This is a genomic window from Streptomyces sediminimaris, from assembly GCF_047049295.1.
Taxonomy (GTDB): Bacteria; Actinomycetota; Actinomycetes; order Streptomycetales; family Streptomycetaceae; genus Streptomyces; species Streptomyces sediminimaris.
Genome location: NZ_JBJWOT010000001.1, coordinates 4,411,119 through 4,434,306, shown reverse-complemented (window position 1 = coordinate 4,434,306; position 23,188 = coordinate 4,411,119). Strand labels below are relative to the sequence as shown.

The following is a 23,188-nucleotide window of genomic DNA, read 5'->3' as shown; positions in this document are numbered from 1 at the left end:
GTGCCGCGCTCATCTGTACCACCCCCCATGCCTCACGCGCCCCCGCTGGGCGCCCTGCTGCGCCAGTACACCGCGGGCTCCGCCGTCACCTGTGAGCCCGTCGACCAGGGCCTGCTGAACCGGGGCTACCGCCTGTGCACCACGCGCGGCCGCTACTTCCTCAAGCACCACTTCGACCCCGAGACCGCCGATCCGGCCGCGATCGCCCGCCAGCACCGGGCCACCCAGCGCCTGGCCGACCTGGGCGTTCCGGTGGCGCCGCCGCTGCCCGGCCGGGACGGCCGCACGGTCGCCGTCGTCGGCGGGCACGCGTACGCGCTGCACCCCTGGGTCGACGGGCGGCACCGGGACGGCGGGCAGCTCACCACCGGGCAGTGCGGCCGGCTCGGGGCGCTGCTGGGCGTGGTGCACGCGAGCCTGGAGCGCGTGATGCCGGCCCACGCGCGGACCCGCACCGCGCCCGAGGCCGCCGACCCGGCCGACACCTTCGCCCTCATCGACGACCTGCTCGGCCGGGTACGCCGGCACCGCCCCGCCGACGCCTTCGACGAACTGGCCCGCCACCGCCTCCTGGAGCGCCGCACGCTGCTGGAGCAGCACGCCGACCGGCGCCCCCCGTGCGGGAGCCAGGTGGGCTGGGTGCACGGCGACTTCCACCCGTTCAACCTGCTCTACCGGGGAGACGCGCCCGCCGCGATCGTCGATTGGGACCGGCTCGGCCTCGGCCCGCGCGCGGAGGAGGCGGTGCGCGCCGCCGCGATCTTCTTCGTACGGCCCGCCGGCGCCCTGGACCTGCCCAAGGTGCGCGCCTACGCGCGCGCGTACCGGCGTACGGCGGGCGCCACGCCCTCCGAGCTCGCGGCGGCCGTGCACCGGGTGTGGTGGGAACGCCTCAACGACTTCTGGATGCTGCGCTGGCACTACGAACGCGGCGACACCCGCGCCGACCCCCAGTTCCCGGCGGCCTCCGCGCTGGCGGTGTGGTGGACGCGGGAGTACGACGCGGTGTGCGCGGCGTTCGCGGAGTGATCCGTCAGCCGCCGAGACCCTGGGTCACGCCGCCGTTGCCGACGCCGCCGTCCGTCGTCGGGTTCGACGGATCACCCGTCGGCGCGGTCGGCGTGTCCGTCGGCTGGTCCGTCGGCTTCGTGGTGGTCGGCTGGTCCGTCGGCTGGCCGGTGGGCTGGTCCGTGGGGCTCTGCGAGGGGGTGTACGACGGCGTGTACGACGGCGTGTAGTCCCCGGAGCCGCCGCTCGTGGAGTTGTCCCCCGTCGAGGTGTCCGCCGACCGGTCGGTCGGCTCGGAGCTGGGCGTCCGGCTGGCCGAGTCGTCCTTCGTGGAGTGCGTCGCGCTCGGCGACGTGGTGGGGTGCGTGCCGCCGCCCGCGCCGCCGCCCTTGTTCAGCGCCAGCGCGACGCCCGCCGCGATGGCGATCACCGCGAGCACGGCGAGGATCCACAGCTTGCCGCGGCCGCTGCCCCGGTTGCCGTGCCCCTCGAAGCCGCCGTCGTCCCGGCCGCCGTAGCCCCCCACCATGCCCTGCTGCGGGATCTGCGCCGTCCCGGAGGCGTCACCGGGGTGCGGCAGCACCTGGGTGCCGGCGAAGCCCGCCGCCGGGGTGTGCCGGCCCTCGTGCATGTCGACCGGGCCGGTGTTCCAGGTGCCGGTGTGGCCGCCCTGGTCGTAGAGCATCTGCAGGCCGTACTGGACCAGGCCGCGCATCTCCTCCGCGGTCTGGAAGCGGTCGTCCGGCTCCTTGGCCAGCGAGCGCATGACGAGGCCGTCGAGCTCCGGCGGGGACTCGCCGCCCGAGGTCTGCGACGGCGGCACGGGCACGTCCTGGACGTGCTGGTAAACCACCGACAGCGGGGTCTCGCCGACGAACGGGGGCCGCAGCGCGAGGAGTTCGTAGAGCAGGCAGCCCGTCGCGTACAGGTCGGAGCGGTGGTCGACGGCCTTGCCGAGCGCCTGCTCCGGGGAGAGGTACTGCGGGGTGCCCATGACCATGCCGGTCTGGGTCATCGTCGTGGAGGCGCCGTGCAGGGCGCGGGCGATGCCGAAGTCCATCACCTTGACGGCGCCGGTGTTGGTGATGATGACGTTCGCCGGCTTGATGTCGCGGTGCACGATGCCGTGCTGGTGCGAGTAGGCGAGCGCCTCCAGCACACCGGAGACGATGATCAGGGCCTGCTCGGGGCCCGGCGCCTCGGCGTTGATCAGCAGGTCGCGGATGGTGCGGCCCTCGACCAGCTCCATCACGATGTACGGCACCGACTGGCCGCCCACGAAGTCCTCGCCGGAGTCGTACACGGCGACGATCGCGTGGTGGTTGAGGCCGGCCACGGACTGCGCCTCGCGCGTGAACCGGGCCTTGGAGACGGGGTCCTCGGCGAGATCGGCGCGCAGCAGTTTGACGGCGACGGTGCGCCCGAGGCGCACGTCCTCGGCGGCGAACACCTCTGCCATGCCGCCGCGGCCGAGTCTGCGCGTCAGCCGGTACCGGCCGTCCCCGACAAGTCCGCCGTTCCCCCACATCTCCGGCGCATCTGACATACCGCCGCCAGTCGCCTCGGGGTCGGACGGGCCCTGGGCGCGCTGCTGCTGTGCCATCAGTCCTCGCCGTCGTTTCTGCCCGCGGTGCGCGCGGTGTTGTCACGGTCTCCGTCGGCCACGCTACAGCCTCGGCGCAACCCGCCGGCCCGGGACAGGGGCCGGAACCGGATCGGGACGGACCGGCCATCAAACCGCCATCCGGCGCTCCCGTGCAAATTGTGTGTACCGCCCGTACGCCGTCTGTAACGCTCGCGCGACGCTTGTGTCGCGTACGGTCACGGATCGGGCACCGAACTTGACGTGTCACTGCCCTCGGGCAGACTTGGCCGGGAATAGCACTTTGGATCAACGACAGTCAACGGCGCCTGACGGCCCACGGGGGAAGCGGAAGATGAGCCAGGACGGCGCACAGGACCGGTATCAGGGGCGCGCGCTGGCCGGCGGCCGCTACCAGCTGCGCGACCTGCTCGGCGAGGGCGGCATGGCCTCGGTCCACCTCGCCTACGACAGCGTGCTGGACCGCCAGGTCGCGATCAAGACGCTCCACACCGACCTCGGGCGGGAACAGGCCTTCCGCGAGCGCTTCCGCCGCGAGGCCCAGGCCGTGGCCAAGCTCACGCACACCAACATCGTCTCGGTCTTCGACACCGGCGAGGACAGCCTCGGCTCCATGACGACGCCGTACATCGTCATGGAGTACATCGAGGGCCGCCCGCTGGGCTCGGTGCTCGACGCGGACGTCCGGCAGTTCGGCGCGATGCCCGCCGACAAGGCGCTGAAGATCACCGCGGACGTGCTCGCGGCGCTGGAGATCAGCCACGAGATGGGCCTGGTCCACCGGGACATCAAGCCGGGCAACGTCATGATGACCAAGCGCGGCGTGGTCAAGGTCATGGACTTCGGCATCGCGCGTGCCATGCAGTCCGGCGTGACGTCGATGACGCAGACCGGCATGGTCGTGGGCACCCCGCAGTACCTCTCGCCGGAGCAGGCCCTGGGGCGGGGCGTGGACGCCCGGTCCGACCTCTACTCGGTCGGCATCATGCTGTTCCAACTGGTCACCGGGCGGCTGCCGTTCGACGCGGACTCGCCGCTCGCGATCGCCTACGCGCACGTGCAGGAGGAGCCGGTCGCCCCGTCGTCGATCAACCGGTCGCTGCCGCCCGCGGTGGACGCGCTGGTCGCCCGCGCGCTGAAGAAGAACCCCAACGAGCGTTTCCCGAACGCCGAGTCCATGCGCGACGAGTGCCTGCGCGTGGCCGCGTCCTTCCAGGCCGCTCCGCCGAGCATCGCGCCGGGCGCGCCCGCCCAGGCCGGCTCCGGCGTCGCCTCCGCGGTCTTCCCGCCGGTCGACCAGTCGGCCCCGGCCCCGACGGGCCCCGTGCAGACGCCCTACCAGCCGGCCCCGAACCCCTACGGCGCCCCGTCCGTGCCGTCGCCCGCGTACGGCTACCCGCAGCAGGGCGGCTACCGGACACCGTCCCCGTACGGGCAGCCGTCGACGCCGCCGCCGTACAACATCACGCCCCAGCCCGCCCCGGCCCCCGCGGGCGGCGGCCGGAGCAACAAGCCGGTGATCATCGGCTCGGTCGCCGTCTCGGTCATCGCGGTCGGCGGGCTGATCGCCGCGCTGCTGTTCAACAACGGCGGCGGGGACGACCAGGCCAAGGGCGGCGGCACCAGCGCGAGCGCGTCGGCGACGAAGGCGGCGGGCTACCGCGGGCCGGACACCACGAAGAAGATCGACTCCAGCGAGTGCACGGAGCCCCAGGAGTCGTACAACGACCCCAAGAAGATCAAGCTGCCCGACTTCCGCTTCAAGTACATCGGATCGGTCAAGGAGTGCCTGCAGGCCGCGGGCTGGCAGCTGAAGATCAAGAAGGTCGACGAGAACACGTACGGCGAGGGCGCGGTCATCGACCAGTTCCCCTCCGCCGAGACCGACGTCGACCCGAAGAACATGCCGCAGATCGAGCTCAGCGTCTCCTCGGGCAACCCGGCCTGACCCGCACGGCGGACGCGGAAGGGCCCGGCGGCTTCGGCTGCCGGGCCCTTTCCGCGACTCGGGTTCTTTCCGCGACCCGGGTTCTTTCAGAGGTACGGTCCGCCCGAGTGGCCGCCGGTGTTGCGGTCCTCGGCTGCCCCCTCGGGGGCGACGCCCGGCGGCAGCGCGCGTCGCATCTGCTCCAACTGGGCCCGCGCGGCCATCTGCTGGGCGAACAGCGTGGTCTGGATCCCGTGGAAGAGGCCCTCCAGCCAGCCCACCAACTGGGCCTGCGCGATGCGCAGTTCGGCATCGCTGGGAGTGCCGTCGTCCGTGAACGGCAAGGACAGCCGCTCCAGTTCCTCCACCAGCTCCGGCGCCAGCCCGTCCTCCAGCTCCTTCACCGAGCTGCGGTGGATGTCCTTGAGCCGGGCCCGGCTCGCCTCGTCCAGGGGAGCCGCGCGCACCTCCTCCAGGAGCTGTTTGATCATGCTGCCGATCCGCATCACCTTGGCCGGCTGCTCGACCTGCTCCGTCACCGGAATCTCGCGGGAGTCGTCGTCCGCGCCGCCACCAATCGCCATGCCGTCCTGGCCCACGACCAGGATCTGGGGATTCTCCGGCGACCTGTCGTTCCTCGGCATCTCCATGCCGCCATTCTCTCGCACCCGTTCATCTCATCACCGTGGTGCCCCCCGTGCACGGTGATCCACCGTTCACGGCGCGGGAGTTTCCGCCCGCAGCCGCAGCAGCCGGGCCTCGCAGTGTTCCAGCCAGCGGATCTCGGCCTCCGCATGGCAGATGAGCTGCTCCAGGATCAGCAGCCGCGCCACCTCGTCCGGGTGCCCGGGGCCCCGCGCCGGCACCTGCGCCCGCCGCCGTACGTGCTCGTGCAGCGCGTCCGCCACGTGGCGGCGCTGTGCCTCGACGACCGTCCGCACGTCGGCGCCGGGTGCGCCGACCGCCGGCGCCAGCCTGACCGCCGGCTCGTCCCGCGGCGGTCCGGCCCGCTCCACAGGGCGCGAACCAGGCCGCCAGCTCGGTCCGGCCCATGCGCGTCAGCGCGTACAGGGTCCGCCCGGCCTCGTCCTCGCCCTCCCGCAGGACCATCCCGTCCCGCTCCAGCCTGCCGAGGGCGGTGCAGACCTGCCCGAGGCTCAGCGGCCAGGTCCCACCGGTGCGCGCCTCGAACCCGGTGCGCAGCCGTGAGGCGTGGCGGGGGCCCTGTTCGAGGAGCGCCAGCAGTCCGTGACGTATCGGCATACCCGGATTGTGCAGCGGCTTCGGATATTTGGCGGAACACGGAATGCCGGAAGGGTGGGCCGGTGTGAGCCTTGAGGCGTGACTCCATGGCTGCGTGCTTTGCAGGGGGCCGGACTGGTGGTGGGGGTGGGGACGAGTGTGCTCCTGCCTGCGTGCGGGGGTGCGGTGGCGTACGGGGGCGGGAGCGTTCTCGCCGGGCACGCGGCCGCCGCGACGCATGCGCCTGGTTCGACGAACGGCCCCGTAGCGGCGCACAGCCCCACTCCGGCGCACAGCCCCGCTCCGGCGCACAGGCCCCCTGCGGCGTACAGGCCCCCTGCGGCGTACAGGCCCCCTGCGGCGCACGGTCCTGTCCTGCCGGACGAGGCCGGATCAGGCGACGAGGCCGGATCGGGCGACGAGGTGGCGACCGGGGACGAGGCCGGCACCGGGGACGAGGCCGGCGCGGGGTCCCACGCCGGGCACGCGTCCGGTTCCGGCACGCCGGAGGCCGTAGCTCGCCGGTCCGGCTCCCCCGGTGTCTCGCCGGAGCCGTCGCGTGCCGGGAGCCTCGCGGGACAGGGGCGGGAGCGGCCCGGGCGGCGGGAGAGCCCGCCGGCGGACGAGTCGGCAGGCGACTCCTCGGACCAAGGGGAGGAACAGGGGGAGGACCAGGGCGACGAGGGCGGGGACACGGCGTATCCGCAGGGGCGGGACGAGGGGGACGGGGCGGGCGACGCCTCCGCGACGCCGCCCCAGGAGGCGGGCCTGGTGCCGTCCCGGGCACCGGGACGCCGCGCTCAGCAGGCCGGGGCCCCCGCCGAGCCCGTCCTGCGGATCCTGCCGCTGGGCAGCGGACTGGTCCTGATCGGGCTCGGCCTGGGGCTCGCCTTCATCGCCCTGCGGCTGCGGCGGGTCTAGCAGCCCGACGGCTCCCGCGGGCGGCCTCAGGGGCTCAGGGGCTCAGGGGCTCAGGGCACCACCAGCAGCACCTTGCCCACGTGACCGCTCTCCTCCACGACCCGGTGCGCCGCGGCGGCGTCGCTCATCGGGACTTCGCGGTCGACGACCGGGCGGACGTGGCCGCCGTCGAGCAGGGGCCACACGTGCTCGCGTACGGCCGCGACGATCGCCGCCTTCTCGCCGAGCGGACGGGCGCGCAGCGAGGTCGCGCTGATCGCGGCCCGCTTGTTCAGCAGCGTGGCGATGTTCAGCTCACCCTTGATGCCGCCCTGCATGCCGATGATGGCGAGGCGGCCGTTGACCGCGAGGGCCTGGACGTTGCGGTCCAGGTACTTGGCGCCCATGTTGTCCAGGATGACGTCCGCACCCGCGCCGTCGGTGGCCTTCTTGACCTCGGCGACGAAGTCCTGCTCCCGGTAGTTGATCAGGATGTCGGCGCCCAGCGCGGCGCACCGCTCCAGCTTCTCCCCGGTGCCCGCCGTGACGGCGACCTTCGCCCCGACGGCCTTCGCCAGCTGGATCGCCATGGTGCCGATGCCGCTGGAGCCGCCGTGCACGAGCAGCGTCTCGCCGGGGCGCAGGTGGGCGATCATGAAGACGTTCGACCAGACGGTGCAGACCACCTCGGGCAGCGCGGCGGCCTGCCTGAGGTCGACGTCCTTGGGCACGGGCAGCAGCTGGCCGGCCGGGATCGCCACTTTCTCGGCGTAGCCGCCGCCCGCGAGGAGTGCGCAGACCTCGTCGCCGACGGCCCAGCCGGAGACGCCGGGGCCGAGCGCGGCGATGCGGCCGGAGCACTCCAGGCCGGGGTAGGGGGACGATCCCGGCGGCGGATCGTAGAAGCCCTGCCGCTGCAGGATGTCGGCGCGGTTGACGGCGCCGGCCACCACCTCGACCAGCACCTCGCCCTCACCGGCCACCGGATCCGGGACCTCGTCCCACACCAGCGCCTCGGGCCCACCAGGTTCGGGAATCGTGATCGCATGCATGAGGGGGACGCTACTCCTCACCGCCCGGACGGCGGCTTCGGCGCCGTGATCACCGGCCACCGGCCGAGTGATCACTCCCGGGACATGGGCCGGACGTCGGGTGCGACCTGGGCGCCCGGGGTCGCCCGGACGATCGTGATCAGGCGGTCCGTCAACTGCAGGGTGCCGATGGCCGGATCGTCGTAGCCGAGCACCCGGTGCCCGCGTATGACGCTGACCACCAGGTCCTCCGTCTCCCGCGGGCTCCTGCCCGCCTCGGCCTTCACCACCGGCCGTTCGACCATGTCGAGCCCGGTGCCCTGCTGGATGAGGTCTTCCAGCACCATGCCGGCCGCGGGGCTGAGCACGGAGAGCCCGAGCAGTCGGCCGGCCGCGCTGGCGCTGGTGATGACGGCGTCGGCACCGGACTGCTTCAGCAGCGGCGCGTTCTCCTCCTCGCGCACCGCGGCCACGATCTTCGCCCCGCGGTTGAGCTGCCGGGCCGTCAGCGTGACCAGCACGGCCGTGTCGTCGCGCTGGGTGGCGATGATGACTTGCCGCGCCCGGTGCACCTCGGCCCGCTTGAGCACCTCGCTGCGCGTCGCGTCCCCGACCACACCGGCGTAACCGTCGGCCGTCGCGGCCTCGATCACCTCGGAGCTGGGGTCGACCACGACGACCTGCTCCTTCTTCAGACCCGTCGCACACACGGTCTGGACCGCCGAGCGCCCCTTCGTCCCGAAGCCGACGACCACGGTGTGCTCCCTCAAGGCGGACCTCCAGCGGTTGAGACGCCATTCGTCACGGGTGCGTTCGGTGAGGACCTCGAGGGTGGTGCCGACCAGGATGATCAGGAAGAGCACCCTCAGGGGCGTGATGACGAAGATGTTGGTGAACCGGGCCGCGTCGCTGACCGGGGTGATGTCGCCGTACCCGGTGGTGGAGAGGGTGACGGTCGCGTAGTAGAACGCGTCGAGCAGGTCGACCGAACTGTCCGAGCTGTCGTTGTAGCCCTCGTGGTCGGCGTACACGATCAGGGCGGTCGCGACCAGGACCAGCAGCGCCATCAGCAGGCGTCTGCCCACCTGCCGGATCGGGCGCTGCACCACTTTCCTCGGGAGTTCCACCCGGTGGGTCACGAGATGTTCGTCCGCCTGGCGGGCGATCGCGTCATGGCCCGGCAGTTTCACGTGAAACACACTCCGATTCCGGCGGAGGCCCAGGGCAGATCGAGCAGTTCCAGCTCCTGACCGGGACCGGCGCCGCCCGGTGGCACGACGGCGAGGGCGTCCGCCGCCGCGATGCCGCGCAGCATGGCCGGGCCGTTGTAGTGCAGCGGCACGGCGCGGTCGCCGCGCAGCACCACGGGGACGAGCCGGGTGTCGTGCGGATGCCCGTGGGCCGCTTCCTGGATCGGCAGGGTGTACGGCTCCGGGGCGGGGCGGGCGGCGAGCGTGCGCAGCAGGGGCTCGGCGAGGGTGAGCAGGCCGGAGACGGCGGCGAGGGGGTTCCCAGGCAGGCCGACCAGGTGCTGGTCGGCCTTGGTGCGGGCCAGCAGCATCGGGTGGCCGGGGCGCACGGTGACGCCGTCCACCAGGAGCTCGGCGCCGATGCGGCTCAGGGTGGGGTGGACGTGGTCGACGGGGCCGGAGGCGGTGCCGCCGGTGGTGACGATCAGGTCCGCGTCCGAGCCGGTGACGGCCTTGCGCAGGGCCTTCTCGTCGTCGCCGAGCCGTCGTACGGAGATGACGTCGGCGCCCAGCGCGCGCAGCCAGGGCGGCAGCATCGGGCCGAGGGCGTCCCTGATCAGTCCGTCGTGCGGCGTGCCTTCGGTGAGCAGCTCGTCACCCAGCACCAGGACGTGGACACGGGGGCGGGGGACGGCGGTGACGGTGTCGTAGCCGGCCGCCGCGGCGAGACCGAGCACGGCCGGGGTGACGAGGGCGCCGACGGGCAGCAGCTGGTCGCCGGAGCGGCACTCCTGGCCGCGCGGGCGGATGTCCTGCCCGTGGTGCATCTCGCGGGTGGCGTGCAGCCGGCCCTTGTCGTCGGTGCGGCCGTGCTCGGAGCGGATCACGGCGGTGGTGTCCGGGGGGATACGGGCGCCGGTGGCGATGCGGACGGCCTCGCCGTCGGTGAGGGCTTCGGGCTCGGCGTGCCCGGCCAGGACGCCTTCGTCGCGTACGTCCCAGGGGCCGGGCCCCGCGACCGCCCAGCCGTCCATCGCCGAGGTGTCGAAGGAGGGCAGGTCGGTCAGGGCGGTGAGAGGGGCGGCGAGGGTGAGTCCGAGGGAGGCGTCGAGGGGGACGGAGACCAGGGCGCGACGGGCGCCCGAGCGGGCGGCGCGTGCGGCGGTCTCCCGGGCCTCGGGCCAGGGGGTGGCCCGGTGGTGGGCGCCGGGCCTGTGCGGTGTGCCGTGGTGGTGGCCGGACGCCGCGGGCGCGGGTGCGCGGTCGCCGGCCGTGCGGCCGTCGGGGTCGTTCACCAGGGCGAGCACCTCCTCGACGTCCAGGTCCTCGGCGTCCTCGCCGGTACGGACGGAGCGGGCGGTCATCCGGCGTCCGGGCGGGTGTCGGGCGTGGCGTCCGGCGCGGCGTCGGTCTTGGCGGCGGCGGCCTCGTCCGCCCAGCGCCGGGCCAGCGCCGCGGCCTTGCGGGCGGCCTCGGCGACGGCTTCGGGGCCGCCGCCCGCCCGGCCGGCCGCGTAGCCGACGAGGAAGGTGGTCAGGGGTGCCGCGGGCCTGGCCACACCGTGGGCGGCGTCGCGGGCGAGGTCGAGCAGAGCGCGCATGTCGACGTCGAGGTCGATGCCCAGCTCGTCCTTGGCTGCGGTAATCCATTCATCCAACACGTGCCCATGCTCCCTGATACGTGCCCTGGCGGTGGCGATGTCGTCCCAGGTGTCGCAGTCGAAGGAGGCGACGGGGTCCGGGACGCGGGTGAGGTCGAGGGCGCCGGTCAGCCGGCGCAGCGGCAGGCCGGTGAGGCCGCCGTGCTCGGTGGACAGGGTGGCCAGCTCCCGCCGCAGTGCCTGTGTGCGGTAGGCGGCCACGAGAGGCTGGTCGCGGCCGTCCGCGTCGGTGAGCAGGACGCCGTCGGCGTCGCTCGCGCGCAGCGCGGTCAGCAGCCGCACCACCGTGGCCGTTTCGAGGAACGGCAGATCGGCGGAGAGGACGACGAGCTCTCCGGCCGCGGTGTGGTGCAGCCCGGCGCCGAGGGCGGCGAGGGGTCCGCCGCCGGGCGGGTCCTCGCGGGCCCACAGCACGGGCCGGGCGGTGGGCCGGGCGTCGGCGACGACGACGGTCGTGCGCGCGTCGGCGCAGGCGGTCAGGACATGGTCGAGCAGCGCCCGGCCGCCCACGTGGACGCCGGGCTTGTCCGCGCCGCCGAGCCGCCGGGCGGCGCCGCCGGCGAGTACGACGGCGTCGTACGGCTCGGCGGCGGCGCGGTCGCCGGAGAGCTCGCGGGAGGTCACCCCCCGAGTATGCGTGCCGTGGCGATCACAGGGAACGTGCGGGCGGGGCTGCAATCACAGCGTGCGCAGCAGGACCGCCGGCTGTTCCACGCAGTCCGCCACATACCGCAGGAAGCCGCCCGCGGTGCCGCCGTCGCACACCCGGTGGTCGAAGGTGAGCGAGAGCTGCACGACCTGGCGCACCGCCAGCTCGCCCTCGTGCACCCACGGCTTGGGGACGATGCGTCCGACGCCGAGCATGGCCGCCTCGGGGTGGTTGATGATCGGCGTGGAGCCGTCGACGCCGAAGACCCCGTAGTTGTTCAGCGTGAACGTGCCGCCGGTGAGGTCGCCGGGGGTGAGGCTTCCCGCGCGGGCCGCCTCGGTCAGCCGGGCGAACTCCGCGGTCAGCGCCTCCGCGTCCCGGGCGTGCGCGTCCCGTACGACCGGGACGACGAGGCCCCGCTCGGTCTGCGCGGCGAAGCCCAGGTGCACCTGGTCGAGCCGGACGACCTCCCTCGCCTCCGTGTCGACCGTGGAGTTGAGGTCGGGGAAGCGGGCGAGGGCGGCGGTGCAGATGCGGGCCAGCAGGGCGAGCAGGGAGATCTTCGCTCCGCCGGCCGCGTTCATCGCGGCACGCGCGCGCATGAGCTCGGTCGCGTCGGCGTCCACCCAGCAGGTCGCGTCCGGTATCTCGCGGCGGCTGCGGGAGAGCTTGTCGGCCACGGCGCCCCGCACGCCCTTGAGGGGCACGCGCAGACCGGTGCCGGCGGGGGCCGCGGCGGGCGCCGTAGGCGCGGGGGCCTGGGCCTGGTCCCGGGGTTCCGCCGGCCGGTGGTGGGCACCGGCGGCACGCAGCGCGTCCTCCACGTCCGCCCGCAGGATCAGCCCGTCGGGGCCGGAGCCGGTCATCTCCCGCAGGTCCAGGCCGTTCTGCCGGGCGAGCCTGCGCACCAGGGGTGAGATCACGGGGACGGGGCCGTCGGCGGGCTCGGGGGTGCCGGCGTGCCCGTTCGCCTCGCGGGGCGGCGCGGCGGGGGCCGCCTGGCCGGGCCGCACCCTGCGGCGTCGCGCGGGGGACTGCGAGGTGCCGTATCCCACCAGGACGTTGCCCGAGCCCTGGGTCTCGGCGCCGGAGGCCGGGGCGCCCACTGCCACGGTGATCAGGGGTGCGCCGACGGGCAGTTCCGTGCCCTCCTCGCCGAAGCGGGCGGTGACCACGCCGCCGTAGGGGCAGGGGACCTCGACCATCGCCTTGGCCGTCTCGACCTCGACGACCGGCTGGTCGACCGCGACGAGGTCTCCGACCTCGACCAGCCAGCGCACGATCTCCGCCTCGGTGAGGCCCTCCCCGAGGTCGGGGAGCCTGAACTCCAGGCTGTGCATCTCGGAAGTCTGTGCCATCAGCTCTCCGCCTCCCACTGCAGACGCGCCACGGCGTCCAGGATCCGGTCGACGCCGGGCAGGTGGTGGCGCTCCAGCATCGGCGGCGGGTAGGGGATGTCGAACCCGGCCACGCGCAGCACCGGCGCCTCCAGGTGGTGGAAGCAGCGCTCGGTGACGCGGGCCGCGATCTCACCGCCGGGGCCGCCGTAGGAGCCCGACTCGTGCACGACGACCGCGCGTCCGGTGCGCCGTACCGAGGCGCAGACCGTCTCGTCGTCGAACGGCACCAGGGAGCGCAGGTCGACGACTTCGAGGTCGTGGCCCTCGGCCGCGGCGGCCTCGGCGGCTTCGAGGCAGACGGGCACCGAGGGCCCGTAGGTGATGAGCGTGGCGCTGCGGCCGGAGCGCCGCACCGCCGCGCGGCCTATCGGTTCGACGTCCGTCGGGTGCTCGGGGTCCCAGGTGTCCTTGGACCAGTACAGGCGCTTGGGCTCGAGGAAGACGACGGGGTCGTCGGAGGCGATCGCGGCGCGCAGCAGGCCGTAGGCGTCGGCGACCGTGGCCGGGGTGACGACGTGCAGCCCCGGGGTCGCCATGTAGTACGCCTCGGAGGAGTCGCTGTGGTGCTCGACGCCGCCGATGCCGCCGCCGTAGGGCACGCGGATGGTCAGGGGCAGGGGCATGGCGCCGCGGGTGCGGTTGCGCATCCGGGCCACGTGGCTGACCAGCTGCTCGAAGGCCGGGTAGGCGAACGCGTCGAACTGCATCTCCACGACCGGCCTGAGGCCGTACATCGCCATGCCCACGGCCGTGCCGAGGATGCCCGCCTCGGCCAGCGGGGTGTCCGTGCAGCGGTCCTCGCCGAACTCCTCGGCGAGTCCGTCGGTGACCCGGAAGACGCCGCCGAGGGTGCCGACGTCCTCGCCCATGACGTGCACGGCGGGGTCGGCGGTCATGGCGTCGCGCAGCGCGCGGGTGAGGGCCTGCGCCATGGTGGCCGGCTTGACGGCGACGGTGGTCATCAGTGGCCGCCTTCCTGCTCCGCGTGGAGCTCCGCCTGCAACTGGGCCCGCTGCTGGAGCAGCTGGGGGGTGGGCTGCGCGTAGACGTGGGCGAAGAGGTCCATGGGGTCGAGCACCGGGTCCTGGTTCATGCGTTCGCGCAGGTCGGCGGCCATGGTCTCGGCGGCGTCGCGGGCGGCCCGTATGCCGTCCTCGTCGATCAGGCCGCGCTCGGTCAGCTCGTGCTCCAGGAGCGCGATCGGGTCGTGCGCGCGCCAGGCGTCCACCTCGGAGTCGCCGCGGTAGCGGGTCGCGTCGTCGGCGTTGGTGTGGGCCTCGACGCGGTAGGTGATCGCCTCGACCAGAGTGGGGCCGCCGCCCTCACGCGCGCGGCGCACGGCGGCGCCGAGCACCTCGTGCACGGCGGCGGCGTCGTTGCCGTCGACCAGGCGGCCTGGCATGCCGTAGCCGACGGCCTTGTGGGCCAGCGACGGAGCGGCGGTCTGCTTGGCGAGCGGGACGGAGATGGCGAAGCCGTTGTTCTGGACCAGGAAGACGACCGGCGCCTGCCAGACGGCGGCGAAGTTCAGCGCCTCGTGGAAGTCGCCCTCGCTGGTGCCGCCGTCGCCGACCATGGCGAGCGCGACCACGTCGTCGCCCTTGAGGCGGGCGGCGTGGGCGAGGCCGACGGCGTGCGGGAGCTGGGTGGCGAGCGGCGTGGACAGCGGGGCCACGCGGTGCTCGTGCGGGTCGTAGCCGGTGTGCCAGTCGCCGCGCAGCAGCGTGAGCGCCTGGACGGGGTCGAGGCCCCGGGCGACGGCGGCGAGCGTGTCGCGGTAGCTGGGGAAGAGCCAGTCGCGGTCCTCCAGGGCCAGCGCGGCGGCGACCTCGCAGGCCTCCTGGCCCGTGCTGGAGGGGTAGACGGCGAGGCGGCCCTGCTTGGTGAGCGCGGTGGCCTGGGTGTTGTACCTGCGGCCGCGGACCAGCTCGGCGTACAGGCGGCGCAGCAGGGCCGGGTCGGCCTTCGCCGCCGCCTCGGTGCCGAGGACGCGCAGCGGCTCCGCGTCGGGCAGCAGCGGCGCGGGGTCCGTGCGGGGCTGCCAGGCGGGCGGCGGGGCCGGCCGGTAAGCGCCCCGCTGCTCCATGACCGTCATGACGGCACCTCCTCGTGGGAGCGGCTTGGCGCACCACGGCAGTGTGGCGCGCCTCACCTACCGATTGTTCGGTCGTCGACACATTTTGGCTACAGGTGGCTTCCGGCTGTGGACAAACGGTTCTCCACAGCCTGGAATGAAGGCACTACGTCCACGGCAGGGAGGCGGGGGGACATGGCGCCTGAACAAATGGCCGAAGGGCCGGAGGCGACAGGCACCCCGCCGCCCGCCCGTCCCCTCGACGCCATCGATGCGGACATCCTCCAGATACTCCAGGCGGACGGCCGCGCCTCGATACGGTCGGTCGCGGAACGGGTGCACGTCTCGCGCGCCAACGCCTACGCGCGCATCAACCGCCTCCTCGACGACGGCGTCATCCGCGGGTTCGGCGCCCGCGTCAACCACGAACGCGCCGGTCAGGGGACCTCGGCGTACATCACCCTGAAGATCGTCCAGAACTCCTGGCGGACGGTGCGCGAGGAGCTCAGGCAGCTGCCCGGCGCCTCGCACATCGCGCTGGTGGGCGGCGACTTCGACGTGCTGCTGCTGGTGCACACCTCGGACAACCGGGCGCTGCGCGAGCTGGTGCTCACCCGGCTCCAGGCCATGCCCGAGGTGCTCAGCACGCGCACGCTGCTGGTGTTCGAGGAGGAGGACCTGGAACCGCAGGGCTGAGCCCGGCCGTTCAGCCCTTCCTGCGCAGTCCCTGGAAGACCAGCCGCACGACCGCGTCGGCCACCTCGCGCTCGTTCATGCCGCGTCCGTCCGGCCGGTACCACTCGACGATCGAGTTGATCATCCCGAAGACCAGGCGCGTCGCGAGCCGCACCTCCACGTCCGCGCGCACGTCCCCCTCGGCGGCCGCCGCCCTCAGCAGCTCGGCCACCCGGTGGTCGAAGTCGCGGCGCCGCTCCAGGGCCCAGCGCTCGGTGCCGGTGTTGCCGCGCACACGCAGCAGCAGCGTCACGTACGGCAGCTCGCCGATCAGCACCTCGACCATGCGCCGCACCACGTACTCCAGGCGGCCCGCGGCGCTGCCCACGCGCGCGTGCTCCTCGTCCAGGATGCCGAACAGACCGTCGATCGCCCGGCTGACGGCCCGGCGCAGCAGCTCCTCCTTGCCCGAGACGTGGTGGTATATCGACGACTTGGAGATGCCGGCCGCCCTGGAGAGGTGCTCCATCGACGTCCCGTCGTAGCCGCGCTCGTTGAACACCTGGACGGCCACGGACAGCAGCGTCTCCGGGGTGTACGTGTCGCGCTTGGCGGTGGTCATGAGCTGCTGCCCTCCCGCTTGTCGGAGGCGTACGCGTGGCGGTACAGCGCAAGGGAGGGCGCATAGCGTCCGGAGGGGTCGCGCAGGTGCAGGTCGTCCAGGAGGGCGTATGCCCAGTTGCGGCCGAGCCTGCGGCTCCACTCGAAGGGGCCGAGCGGATAGTTGACGCCCAGGCGCATCGCCGTGTCGACGTCCTCCTCGGTGGCCACGCCCTTGGCGACGGCGTCGTGTGCGAGGTCGATGATCCGGGCCACCGTACGGGCGACGATCATGCCCGGGACGTCGCCGATGACGCTGACGTCCTTGCCGAGCGCCTGGAAGAGGCCGACGGCCTCGGCGAGCGTCTGCGGCGCGGTGTCCTGGGAGGCGGACAGGGCGATCCGGGTGGCCCTGCGGTAGTCGAGGGCGAGGTCGAAGTAGACGACGTCGCGGAACTCCACCGAGGTCTGGCCGTCGGCGAGCGCCAGCTGGCCGCCGCCGGGCAGCACCAGCCGGGTGCCGTGGTCCTCGTCCTCCTCGCGCACCGCGATGCCCGCCTCGCGGATCAGCGCGAGCAGCTCGGCGGCGGGGCCCAGGTCGCCCTCGACGGTCACGTACGCCGGCGGCCGCGCCCTTTCCGCGGTGTGCGGCTCGGCGGCCTCGGCGTCGTCGCCGTGGTCGTACCAGCCGTGCCCGCTCTTGCGGCCGAGCCGCCCGGACTCGACCAGCCGCCGCTGGGCGAGCGACGGCGTGAAGCGCACGTCCTGGAAGAAGCTCTGCCACACGGAGTGCGTGACCGCCTCGTTGACGTCCTGCCCGATGAGGTCGGTCAGTTCGAAGGCGCCCATCCGGAAGCCGCCCGACTCGCGCAGGACCGCGTCGATGGTGGCGGGGTCGGCGCCCTGCGCCTCGTAGACCGCGAAGGCCTCGGCGTAGAAGGGCCGGGCGATGCGGTTGACGATGAAACCGGGCGTGTCGGCGCAGGCGACGGGGGTCTTCCCCCAGGCGCGCGCCATCTCGTACGCGCGCGTGGCCGACGAGACGTCGGTGGCGAACCCCGAGACGACCTCGACCAGGGGAAGCAGCGGCGCCGGGTTGAAGAAGTGCAGACCGACGAAGCGGCCGGGGTGGCGCAGCGCCCCGCCGATGGCGGTGACGGACAGGGACGAGGTGTTGGTGGCGAGCAGACAGTCCTCGCCGACGACGTCCTCCAGCGCCCGCAGCAGCTCCTGCTTGACCTCCAGCCGCTCCAGGACGGCCTCGACGACCAGGGCGCAGTCCGCGAGCTCGGCGAGGTCCGCGGCGGGCAGCAGCCGGCCGCGCGCGGCGTCCCGGTCGGCCCCGGTGAGGCGCTCCTTCTCCACGAGCCGGTCGAGGCGGGCGCCGATCGCCGCGGCCGCTTCCCGGGCGCGCCCCGGAACGGCGTCGTACAGCCGTACCCGATGGCCGGCGACCAGCGCGACCTGGGCGATGCCCTGGCCCATGGTGCCGGTGCCGACGACGGCCACGGGGCTGCTGAGGTCGAGTGCTGTCATGGGCGCGATCCTCCCGCACGGGGTTTTCCACAGATGCGGCGGACCCCCTTGTCCCGACCGATCGTTCGGTTACTCTAGCTCTGACCGGCCGTCCCTGCCCCTATTTCCGCACAGGTCACGAGCTCGACGGAGAGTTCAACGGAGAGTTCACAAGACGAGGAGTTGGTCCCGCATGGCCGCCGAACTGACCACGCACGAGCTGATCGCCAAGCACCGGCCCACGCTCGACCAGGCGCTGGAAGCGATCCGCACGCGCGCGTACTGGTCACCGCACCCCGAGCACCCCAAGGCCTACGGCGCGGACGGCAGCCTGGACATGGCGGCGGGCAAGGCCGCCTTCGACGCCCTGCTGGGCACCCGCCTCGACCTGGGCCAGCCCGGCACGGACGACTGGGTGGGCGGCGAGGTCTCGCCGTACGGCATCGAGCTGGGCGTGACCTACCCGCACGCGGACCTCGACGTGCTGCTGCCCGCGATGAGGGCCGGACAGCGCGCGTGGCGCGACGCGGGCGCGGAGATGCGCGCGGTGGTGTGCCTGGAGATCCTGCGGCGGATCAGCGACCGGACGCACGAGTTCGCGCACGCGGTCATGCACACCTCCGGCCAGGCCTTCATGATGGCGTTCCAGGCGGGCGGCCCGCACGCGCAGGACCGCGGCCTGGAAGCGGTGGCGTACGCGTACGTGGAGCAGGCCCGCACGCCCGACACGGCGGAGTGGACCAAGCCCCAGGGCAAGCGGGACCCGCTCGCGCTCACCAAGCAGTTCACCCCGGTCCCGCGCGGCGTCGCCCTGGTGATCGGCTGCAACACCTTCCCGACCTGGAACGGCTACCCGGGTCTGTTCGCCTCCCTGGCCACCGGCAACGCGGTCGTGGTCAAGCCCCACCCGCGCGCGGTGCTGCCGCTCGCGCTCACCGTGCAGGTGGCGCGCCAGGTGCTCGCCGAGGCGGGCTTCGATCCGAACCTGGTGGCGCTGGCGGCCGAGCGCCCCGGCGAGGGCATCGCGAAGACCCTCGCCACCCGCCCGGAGATCCGGATCATCGACTACACCGGCTCGACGGCGTTCGGCGACTGGCTGGAGACCAATGCCCGCCAGGCACAGGTCTACACGGAGAAGGCCGGCGTCAACACGGTGCTGGTGGACTCGGCGGCGAACTACCAGGGCATGCTCTCCAACCTGGCCTTCTCGCTGTCCCTGTACAGCGGCCAGATGTGCACCACCCCGCAGAACCTGCTGATCCCCCGCGACGGCATCCGCACCGACCAGGGCCCGAAGACCTTCGACGAGGTGGTGGCGGACCTCGCCCGCGCGGTCGACGGCCTGCTCGGCGACGACGCGCGCGCGAACGCGCTGCTCGGCGCGATCGTCAACCCGGACGTGAAGACCCGCCTGGAGGCCGCGGCCGGGCTCGGCGAAGTCGCCCTGGCCTCGCGGGAGATCAGCAACCCCGAGTTCCCGGGCGCGGTGGTGCGCACGCCGCTGGTCGTGAAGCTGGACGGCGCCAAGCCGGACGACGAGGCCGCCTACATGAGCGAGTGCTTCGGCCCGGTCTCCTTCGCCGTCGCGGTCGACTCGGCGGCGGACGGGGTGGAGCTGCTGCGGCGCACGATCCGCGAGAAGGGCGCCATGACGGTCGGCGCCTACACGACCGACGAGGAGGTCGAGGACGCGGTGCGGGAGGTCTGCCTGGAGGAGGCCGCCCAGCTGTCGCTGAACCTCACCGGCGGGGTGTACGTCAACCAGACGGCCGCGTTCTCCGACTTCCACGGATCGGGCGGCAACCCGGCGGCGAACGCCGCGCTGTGCGACGGGGCGTTCGTGGCGAACCGGTTCCGGGTGGTCGAGGTGCGCCGCGAGGCCCGGGGGCAGGCGTAGGCCGGGCCCAGGGGGCAGGCCTAGGCTCCGTGTGAGCCATATGAGCCGTGTGAGCCATGTGAGCTTGCCGGGCCGATCGCGCCCCCGGTGGTGCTCCAGTGGTACAGCGCCATCGCCACGCTGGTCGCGAGGTTGTAGCTGGAGACCTGGGGGCGCATCGGCAGCGACAGCAGGCGGTCGGTGCGGGCGCGCAGCCCGGCGGACAGGCCGCTGCGTTCGGATCCGAAGGCGAGGACGGCGTCGTCGGGGAGCTTGACGCCCCGGATGTCGTCGCCCTCCGGGTCGAGGGCGAACAGCGGCCCCGCCGGCAGCTCGTCGACGGCCAGCGGCTCCACGGTGGTCGCGAAGTGCAGCCCCGCCCCGCCGCGCACGACGGTGGGGTGCCAGGGGTCGAGCGTGCCGGTGGTGACCACGCCGGTCGCGCCGAACCCGGCGGCCAGCCTGATCACCGCGCCCGTGTTGCCGAGGTTGCGCGGGTTGTCGAGGACCACGACGGGCGCGGTGCGCGGGGTGAGCGCCAGCTTCGCCAGACCGGCCGTGCGGGAGGGCCGTACCGCCAGCGCCGCCACCGCGGTGGGGTGCGGGCGCGGGACCAGGCTCCGGTACGTCTGCTCCGGCACCTCGGTGAGGAGGCCGGCCAGCTTCTCCCGTACGTCGGGCGCGAGTTCGCCGGCGAGCGCGAGCGCCGCCCGCCGGTCGGTGGTGACCGCCACCGGTACCTCGGCCTCGAAGCGCAGGGCGTGCTTGAGGGCGTGGAAACCGTCGAGCAGCACGCGGGTGCCGGCCGACCGGCGCCAGGCGCTCACGGTGTCGGCGGTGGGGTCGCTCATGGCGTGCAGCCTACGTGCGGCTGCGGGCCGCGTACCCGCCTGGCCGGCCCGGTCGGTCGCAGGGGGCCGCGTGCGTGGCGCCTGCACGGCCCGGTCACAGGCGCCGCGTGCGCCCGCCGCCAGGGGCCCCCGGTCACAGGCGCCGCGTGCGCCTGCCGCCAGGGGCCCCGGTCACAGGCGCCGCGTGCGCCTGCCGCCAGGCCCGGTCACAGGGGCCGCGTGCGCCTGCCAGGCCCGGTTCCAGGGGCCGCGTGGTGGGTCCTGCCCGGCCGGGTCACATGGGCCGCGTACGCGGCGCCGGCCCGGGCCGGTCCCAGGGGCCGTGCAGTGGCCGCTGCCCGACCGCGGTCACACGGGCTACGTACGCGGCGCCGGCCCGGCACGGTCACACAGGCCACGTATGCGCCTGCCCGGCCGCGGGTCAGACCGTGGAGCTCGCGTGCGTGGGCTCGGGGTTCTCCGGCGCGCGCGGCCCGGGCAGGGGCACCCGGGCGCCGCGGGCGAGGAGGCGGGCACGCGCGCGTGCCACCCGTTCGCCGAGGCCGCGCAGGAACGACGTCGGCAGGAAGACCGAGTCCGCCGCGATCATCGCGAGCGAGAAGAACGGCAGGCCGAGGACGACGGCGATCACCGTGTGCTCGGTCATCATGACCGCCAGCAGGACGTTCTTCACCCGCCGGTTGAACAGCGTGAACGGGAAGGCGACCTGCACGACGACCGTCCCGTACGTCACCAGCATCACCATGATGCCGCTGGAGGACAGCAGGTCGGCGAGCGCGGGCCAGGGCGAGAAGTAGTCGAGGTGGAGGGGGTAGTACACCGCCGTGCCGTCCTGCCAGCGGGAGCCCTGGATCTTGTACCAGCCGGCCGTGGCGTAGATCAGACAGGCCTCGGCCATGATCACGACAAGGGCGCCGTTGTGCACGATGTTGCCGACGACGTCCAGCAGTATCCGCGGCTCCGCGCTCTTCGCCCGCCGCCCGACGACCCACCACACGCCGAGTGCGACCCACACCGTCCACACGATCACCGGCACGGTCGGGTCCACGCCGTCGAACCTGCCGCCGGCGGTCACCGCGACCAGCGCGAACCCGAGCACACTCCACAGCACCGGACCCATCCGGTCCGCGACCCGCTCCCCACGCGCGCGTGCCCCGGCCGCACGCCGGGCCCGCCGCGCGTCCAGCGACCAGACCTGGCCGCAGCGCGTGAAGACGAGGTAGACGGACATCAGGTGCAGGACGTTGTCGCCGCCGTCCCCCATGAAGACGCTGCGGTTCTGCAGCGAGAGCACCCCGATCATGAACAGCACGGACATGGTCCGGGTGCGCCAGCCGAGCAGCAGCAGCACGCTCGACAGGACCGCGAGGACGTAGACGATCTCGAACCAGGCGCGGCCGTCCGACCACATCAAGGCGGTGAAGGCATGGTTGACCGCTATCAGCTGCTGGGCGTCGTCCCAGCTCCACGGGCCGGAGGGGCCGTAGAGCTCCGCGCGGTGGGGGAACTCGCGCAGCAGGAACAGCAGCCAGGTCGCGCTGAATCCGATGCGGACGACCGCCGTCTGACAAGGACCGAGCGCCGACTCGGTGACACGGGCGATGGCGGAGGAGACCGAGAGGGCGAAGCGGTTCACTCGGCGCCTCCGTCGGTGTCGGCGGCCGTGACCGACCACCAGGGCAGCACACGGTACAGGGGCTTGTCCGAGACCTTCTCCGCGCTCCACTTGGGCGGGGCCACGTTGGTGGTACGGGAACGGACCTGCACCCGCTGCACGGCGCCGCCCTTTCCGGCCGCGTCGTCGCGGTCCAGGCGCAGCGCCACGATGCGCCGCAGGTAGTTCTCCGACAGGGCGCCGCGCAGGCCCGAGGGGCGGTTGTCGCTGTCGTGCGTGGCGACGAAGAAGTCCCAGGCCCGGCGCAGCTCGTTCTGCTGGGTGTGGCTGGGCAGCAGATTGCCGTCGATGGCCCGGCCGTCCTCGGCGGACAGGTCGTACCAGCCGGTGGTCCGCAGCTCGCCGCCCTTCGTCTGCACCTCGGCCCGGACCTGGACCGCGATGTTCTGCTGGAGGGGGTTGGGTGCGAACAGCTTCCAGTTCTGCTCGAACTCCGGATAGATCCAGTCGTCGACCGCCTTGCCGTGCGCCTTGGTCAGCGTGTTCGACGGCGCGACGTGCAGAAAGACCATGCCGAGGTGCACACAGACGGCAATGGCGACCACCGCGAGCGCCAGCGCCGCTCCGACCTGGTAGCGGGGGGAGAGCGCGGCGACACCGGTGCGTGCTTCGGCGTACGCGGCGTCGGGCCGGGGCGGGACGACCGGCTCGGGGTCACCGACCGGCTCGGGGTCACCGACCGGTTCGGAGCGATCCTCGCCGGACGGCCGGTCGAACAACTGGGACAGCCGGGACAGCTGAGACGGCTGGGACAGCTGAGACGGCTGGGGCAGCTGGGATGGCTGGGACGGCCGGTAGGGCGCCTGGTCCAGCCCGTCGGGCAGGCGCTCGGGCTCCTGATCCGGCCCGTCGGACAGGCGCTCGGGCTCCTGATCCGGCCCGTCGGACAGGCGCTCGGGCTCCTGATCCGGCCCGTCGGACAGGCGCTCGGGCTCCTGATCCGGCCCGTCGGACAGGCGACGGGACACCTCGTCGGGCCCGTCGGACAGGCGCTCGGGCTCCTGGGCGGGTTTCTCGGAGCGCCGGTCGGACGGCTCGGGCATCGCGCCCTCCGGCTCGGGCGGGCCCTCCCGCTCGGGCCTACCCTCTCGCTCGGGCGGGCCGCCGGGGCCGTCCGGCCCGTGCCGGGCGTCGGAGTCTGTGCCGTACGCGTCCATTGCCGCCCGTCTTTCGATCCCGGTCCGTCTCGCGGCCGCCGTACGCGGAGCGTCGTACCGCCCGCCCGCCCGCACCGCCGCACTCGCACGGCACGGTACTCAGGCCCGCCCGCTCGGCGCAGCCCGGTCGGCCGACCTCGCCGCCGTGCACACGA

General features: G+C 73.6%; 19 protein-coding genes and 1 pseudogene. 5 read left to right on the top strand and 15 right to left on the bottom strand.

Features of this window, described 5'->3' with window-relative positions:
• The first annotated feature begins 27 nt into the window (after positions 1-27).
• Positions 28-1,029 carry a phosphotransferase gene (locus ACJ9NR_RS20595; protein ID WP_412494043.1) on the top strand — a complete coding sequence of 334 codons (1,002 nt, stop codon included), beginning with the start codon at positions 28-30 and terminating at the stop codon, positions 1,027-1,029.
• 4 nt (positions 1,030-1,033) lie between these two features.
• Here ACJ9NR_RS20595 and ACJ9NR_RS20590 read toward each other — a convergent pair whose 3' ends face one another.
• Positions 1,034-2,611, bottom strand: a complete 1,578-nt coding sequence (locus ACJ9NR_RS20590; RefSeq protein WP_412494042.1) for a protein kinase domain-containing protein — start codon at positions 2,609-2,611, stop codon at positions 1,034-1,036.
• Positions 2,612-2,945: 334 nt separating this feature from the next.
• On the opposite strand from ACJ9NR_RS20590, the gene ACJ9NR_RS20585 reads away from it, so the two are divergent.
• Entirely contained in the window at positions 2,946-4,559 is a 1,614-nt protein-coding gene (locus ACJ9NR_RS20585; RefSeq protein WP_412494041.1) for a protein kinase domain-containing protein, read from the top strand.
• Between the two features lie 86 nt (positions 4,560-4,645).
• Here the strand turns inward: ACJ9NR_RS20585 and ACJ9NR_RS20580 are convergent, their stop codons facing one another.
• Positions 4,646-5,188 (bottom strand): bacterial proteasome activator family protein, encoded by a 543-nt coding sequence (locus ACJ9NR_RS20580; protein ID WP_412494040.1) that lies wholly within the window; start codon positions 5,186-5,188, stop codon positions 4,646-4,648.
• A gap of 66 nt (positions 5,189-5,254) precedes the next feature.
• Positions 5,255-5,801, bottom strand: a pseudogene (locus tag ACJ9NR_RS20575) (PadR family transcriptional regulator).
• Positions 5,802-6,203: 402 nt separating this feature from the next.
• On the opposite strand from ACJ9NR_RS20575, the gene ACJ9NR_RS20570 reads away from it, so the two are divergent.
• Positions 6,204-6,701 carry a hypothetical protein gene (locus tag ACJ9NR_RS20570; RefSeq protein WP_412494039.1) on the top strand — a complete coding sequence of 166 codons (498 nt, stop codon included), beginning with the start codon at positions 6,204-6,206 and terminating at the stop codon, positions 6,699-6,701.
• A gap of 50 nt (positions 6,702-6,751) precedes the next feature.
• Here the strand turns inward: ACJ9NR_RS20570 and ACJ9NR_RS20565 are convergent, their stop codons facing one another.
• The 7 genes from ACJ9NR_RS20565 to pdhA form a co-directional block, all read right to left on the bottom strand.
• Positions 6,752-7,732: an NAD(P)H-quinone oxidoreductase gene (locus tag ACJ9NR_RS20565; protein ID WP_412494038.1), complete on the bottom strand. Its 981-nt coding sequence runs from the start codon at positions 7,730-7,732 to the stop codon at positions 6,752-6,754.
• Between the two features lie 71 nt (positions 7,733-7,803).
• Positions 7,804-8,901: a potassium channel family protein gene (locus tag ACJ9NR_RS20560; RefSeq protein ID WP_412494037.1), complete on the bottom strand. Its 1,098-nt coding sequence runs from the start codon at positions 8,899-8,901 to the stop codon at positions 7,804-7,806.
• Complete coding sequence (locus ACJ9NR_RS20555) at positions 8,898-10,265, bottom strand: molybdopterin molybdotransferase MoeA (protein ID WP_412494036.1); 1,368 nt, start codon at positions 10,263-10,265, stop codon at positions 8,898-8,900. Before ACJ9NR_RS20555 ends, ACJ9NR_RS20560 begins: the two co-directional genes overlap by 4 nt.
• Positions 10,262-11,185 carry an NTP transferase domain-containing protein gene (locus tag ACJ9NR_RS20550; RefSeq protein WP_412494035.1) on the bottom strand — a complete coding sequence of 308 codons (924 nt, stop codon included), beginning with the start codon at positions 11,183-11,185 and terminating at the stop codon, positions 10,262-10,264. The genes ACJ9NR_RS20555 and ACJ9NR_RS20550 overlap by 4 nt, the downstream gene beginning before the upstream one ends.
• A 54-nt stretch (positions 11,186-11,239) precedes the next feature.
• The gene (locus ACJ9NR_RS20545; protein WP_412494034.1) at positions 11,240-12,568 is read right to left on the bottom strand and encodes a dihydrolipoamide acetyltransferase family protein; all 1,329 of its coding nucleotides are present in this window, start codon (positions 12,566-12,568) and stop codon (positions 11,240-11,242) included.
• Positions 12,568-13,572, bottom strand: coding sequence for an alpha-ketoacid dehydrogenase subunit beta (locus ACJ9NR_RS20540; RefSeq protein ID WP_412494033.1), 1,005 nt, complete (start codon positions 13,570-13,572; stop codon positions 12,568-12,570). The genes ACJ9NR_RS20545 and ACJ9NR_RS20540 overlap by 1 nt, the downstream gene beginning before the upstream one ends.
• A complete protein-coding gene (gene pdhA / locus ACJ9NR_RS20535) occupies positions 13,572-14,705 on the bottom strand; it encodes a pyruvate dehydrogenase (acetyl-transferring) E1 component subunit alpha (protein ID WP_412494032.1) in 1,134 nt (377 codons plus the stop codon). Before pdhA ends, ACJ9NR_RS20540 begins: the two co-directional genes overlap by 1 nt.
• Before the next feature lie 174 nt (positions 14,706-14,879).
• Here pdhA and ACJ9NR_RS20530 point away from each other — a divergent pair, with 174 nt between their 5' ends.
• Positions 14,880-15,380, top strand: a complete 501-nt coding sequence (locus tag ACJ9NR_RS20530) for an Lrp/AsnC family transcriptional regulator (protein ID WP_412494031.1) — start codon at positions 14,880-14,882, stop codon at positions 15,378-15,380.
• A 10-nt stretch (positions 15,381-15,390) separates the two neighbouring features.
• Here the strand turns inward: ACJ9NR_RS20530 and ACJ9NR_RS20525 are convergent, their stop codons facing one another.
• Together ACJ9NR_RS20525 and ACJ9NR_RS20520 are read right to left on the bottom strand one after the other, a co-directional pair.
• Positions 15,391-15,981 (bottom strand): TetR/AcrR family transcriptional regulator, encoded by a 591-nt coding sequence (locus ACJ9NR_RS20525; protein WP_412494030.1) that lies wholly within the window; start codon positions 15,979-15,981, stop codon positions 15,391-15,393.
• Positions 15,978-17,495, bottom strand: a complete 1,518-nt coding sequence (locus ACJ9NR_RS20520) for a 3-hydroxyacyl-CoA dehydrogenase (RefSeq protein ID WP_412494029.1) — start codon at positions 17,493-17,495, stop codon at positions 15,978-15,980. Before ACJ9NR_RS20520 ends, ACJ9NR_RS20525 begins: the two co-directional genes overlap by 4 nt.
• Before the next feature lie 172 nt (positions 17,496-17,667).
• Between ACJ9NR_RS20520 and paaN the strand changes: the two genes are divergently transcribed.
• Entirely contained in the window at positions 17,668-19,371 is a 1,704-nt protein-coding gene (paaN, locus tag ACJ9NR_RS20515; protein WP_412494028.1) for a phenylacetic acid degradation protein PaaN, read from the top strand.
• 20 nt (positions 19,372-19,391) lie between these two features.
• Here paaN and ACJ9NR_RS20510 read toward each other — a convergent pair whose 3' ends face one another.
• From ACJ9NR_RS20510 to ACJ9NR_RS20500, 3 genes are all read right to left on the bottom strand, one after another.
• On the bottom strand, positions 19,392-20,201 hold the full coding sequence (locus tag ACJ9NR_RS20510; RefSeq protein ID WP_412494027.1) for a TrmH family RNA methyltransferase: 810 nt from the start codon (positions 20,199-20,201) through the stop codon (positions 19,392-19,394).
• A 421-nt stretch (positions 20,202-20,622) separates the two neighbouring features.
• Entirely contained in the window at positions 20,623-21,837 is a 1,215-nt protein-coding gene (locus ACJ9NR_RS20505; protein WP_412494026.1) for an HTTM domain-containing protein, read from the bottom strand.
• On the bottom strand, positions 21,834-22,919 hold the full coding sequence (locus tag ACJ9NR_RS20500; protein ID WP_412494025.1) for a DUF5819 family protein: 1,086 nt from the start codon (positions 22,917-22,919) through the stop codon (positions 21,834-21,836). The genes ACJ9NR_RS20505 and ACJ9NR_RS20500 overlap by 4 nt, the downstream gene beginning before the upstream one ends.
• Positions 22,920-23,188: the final 269 nt, after the last annotated feature.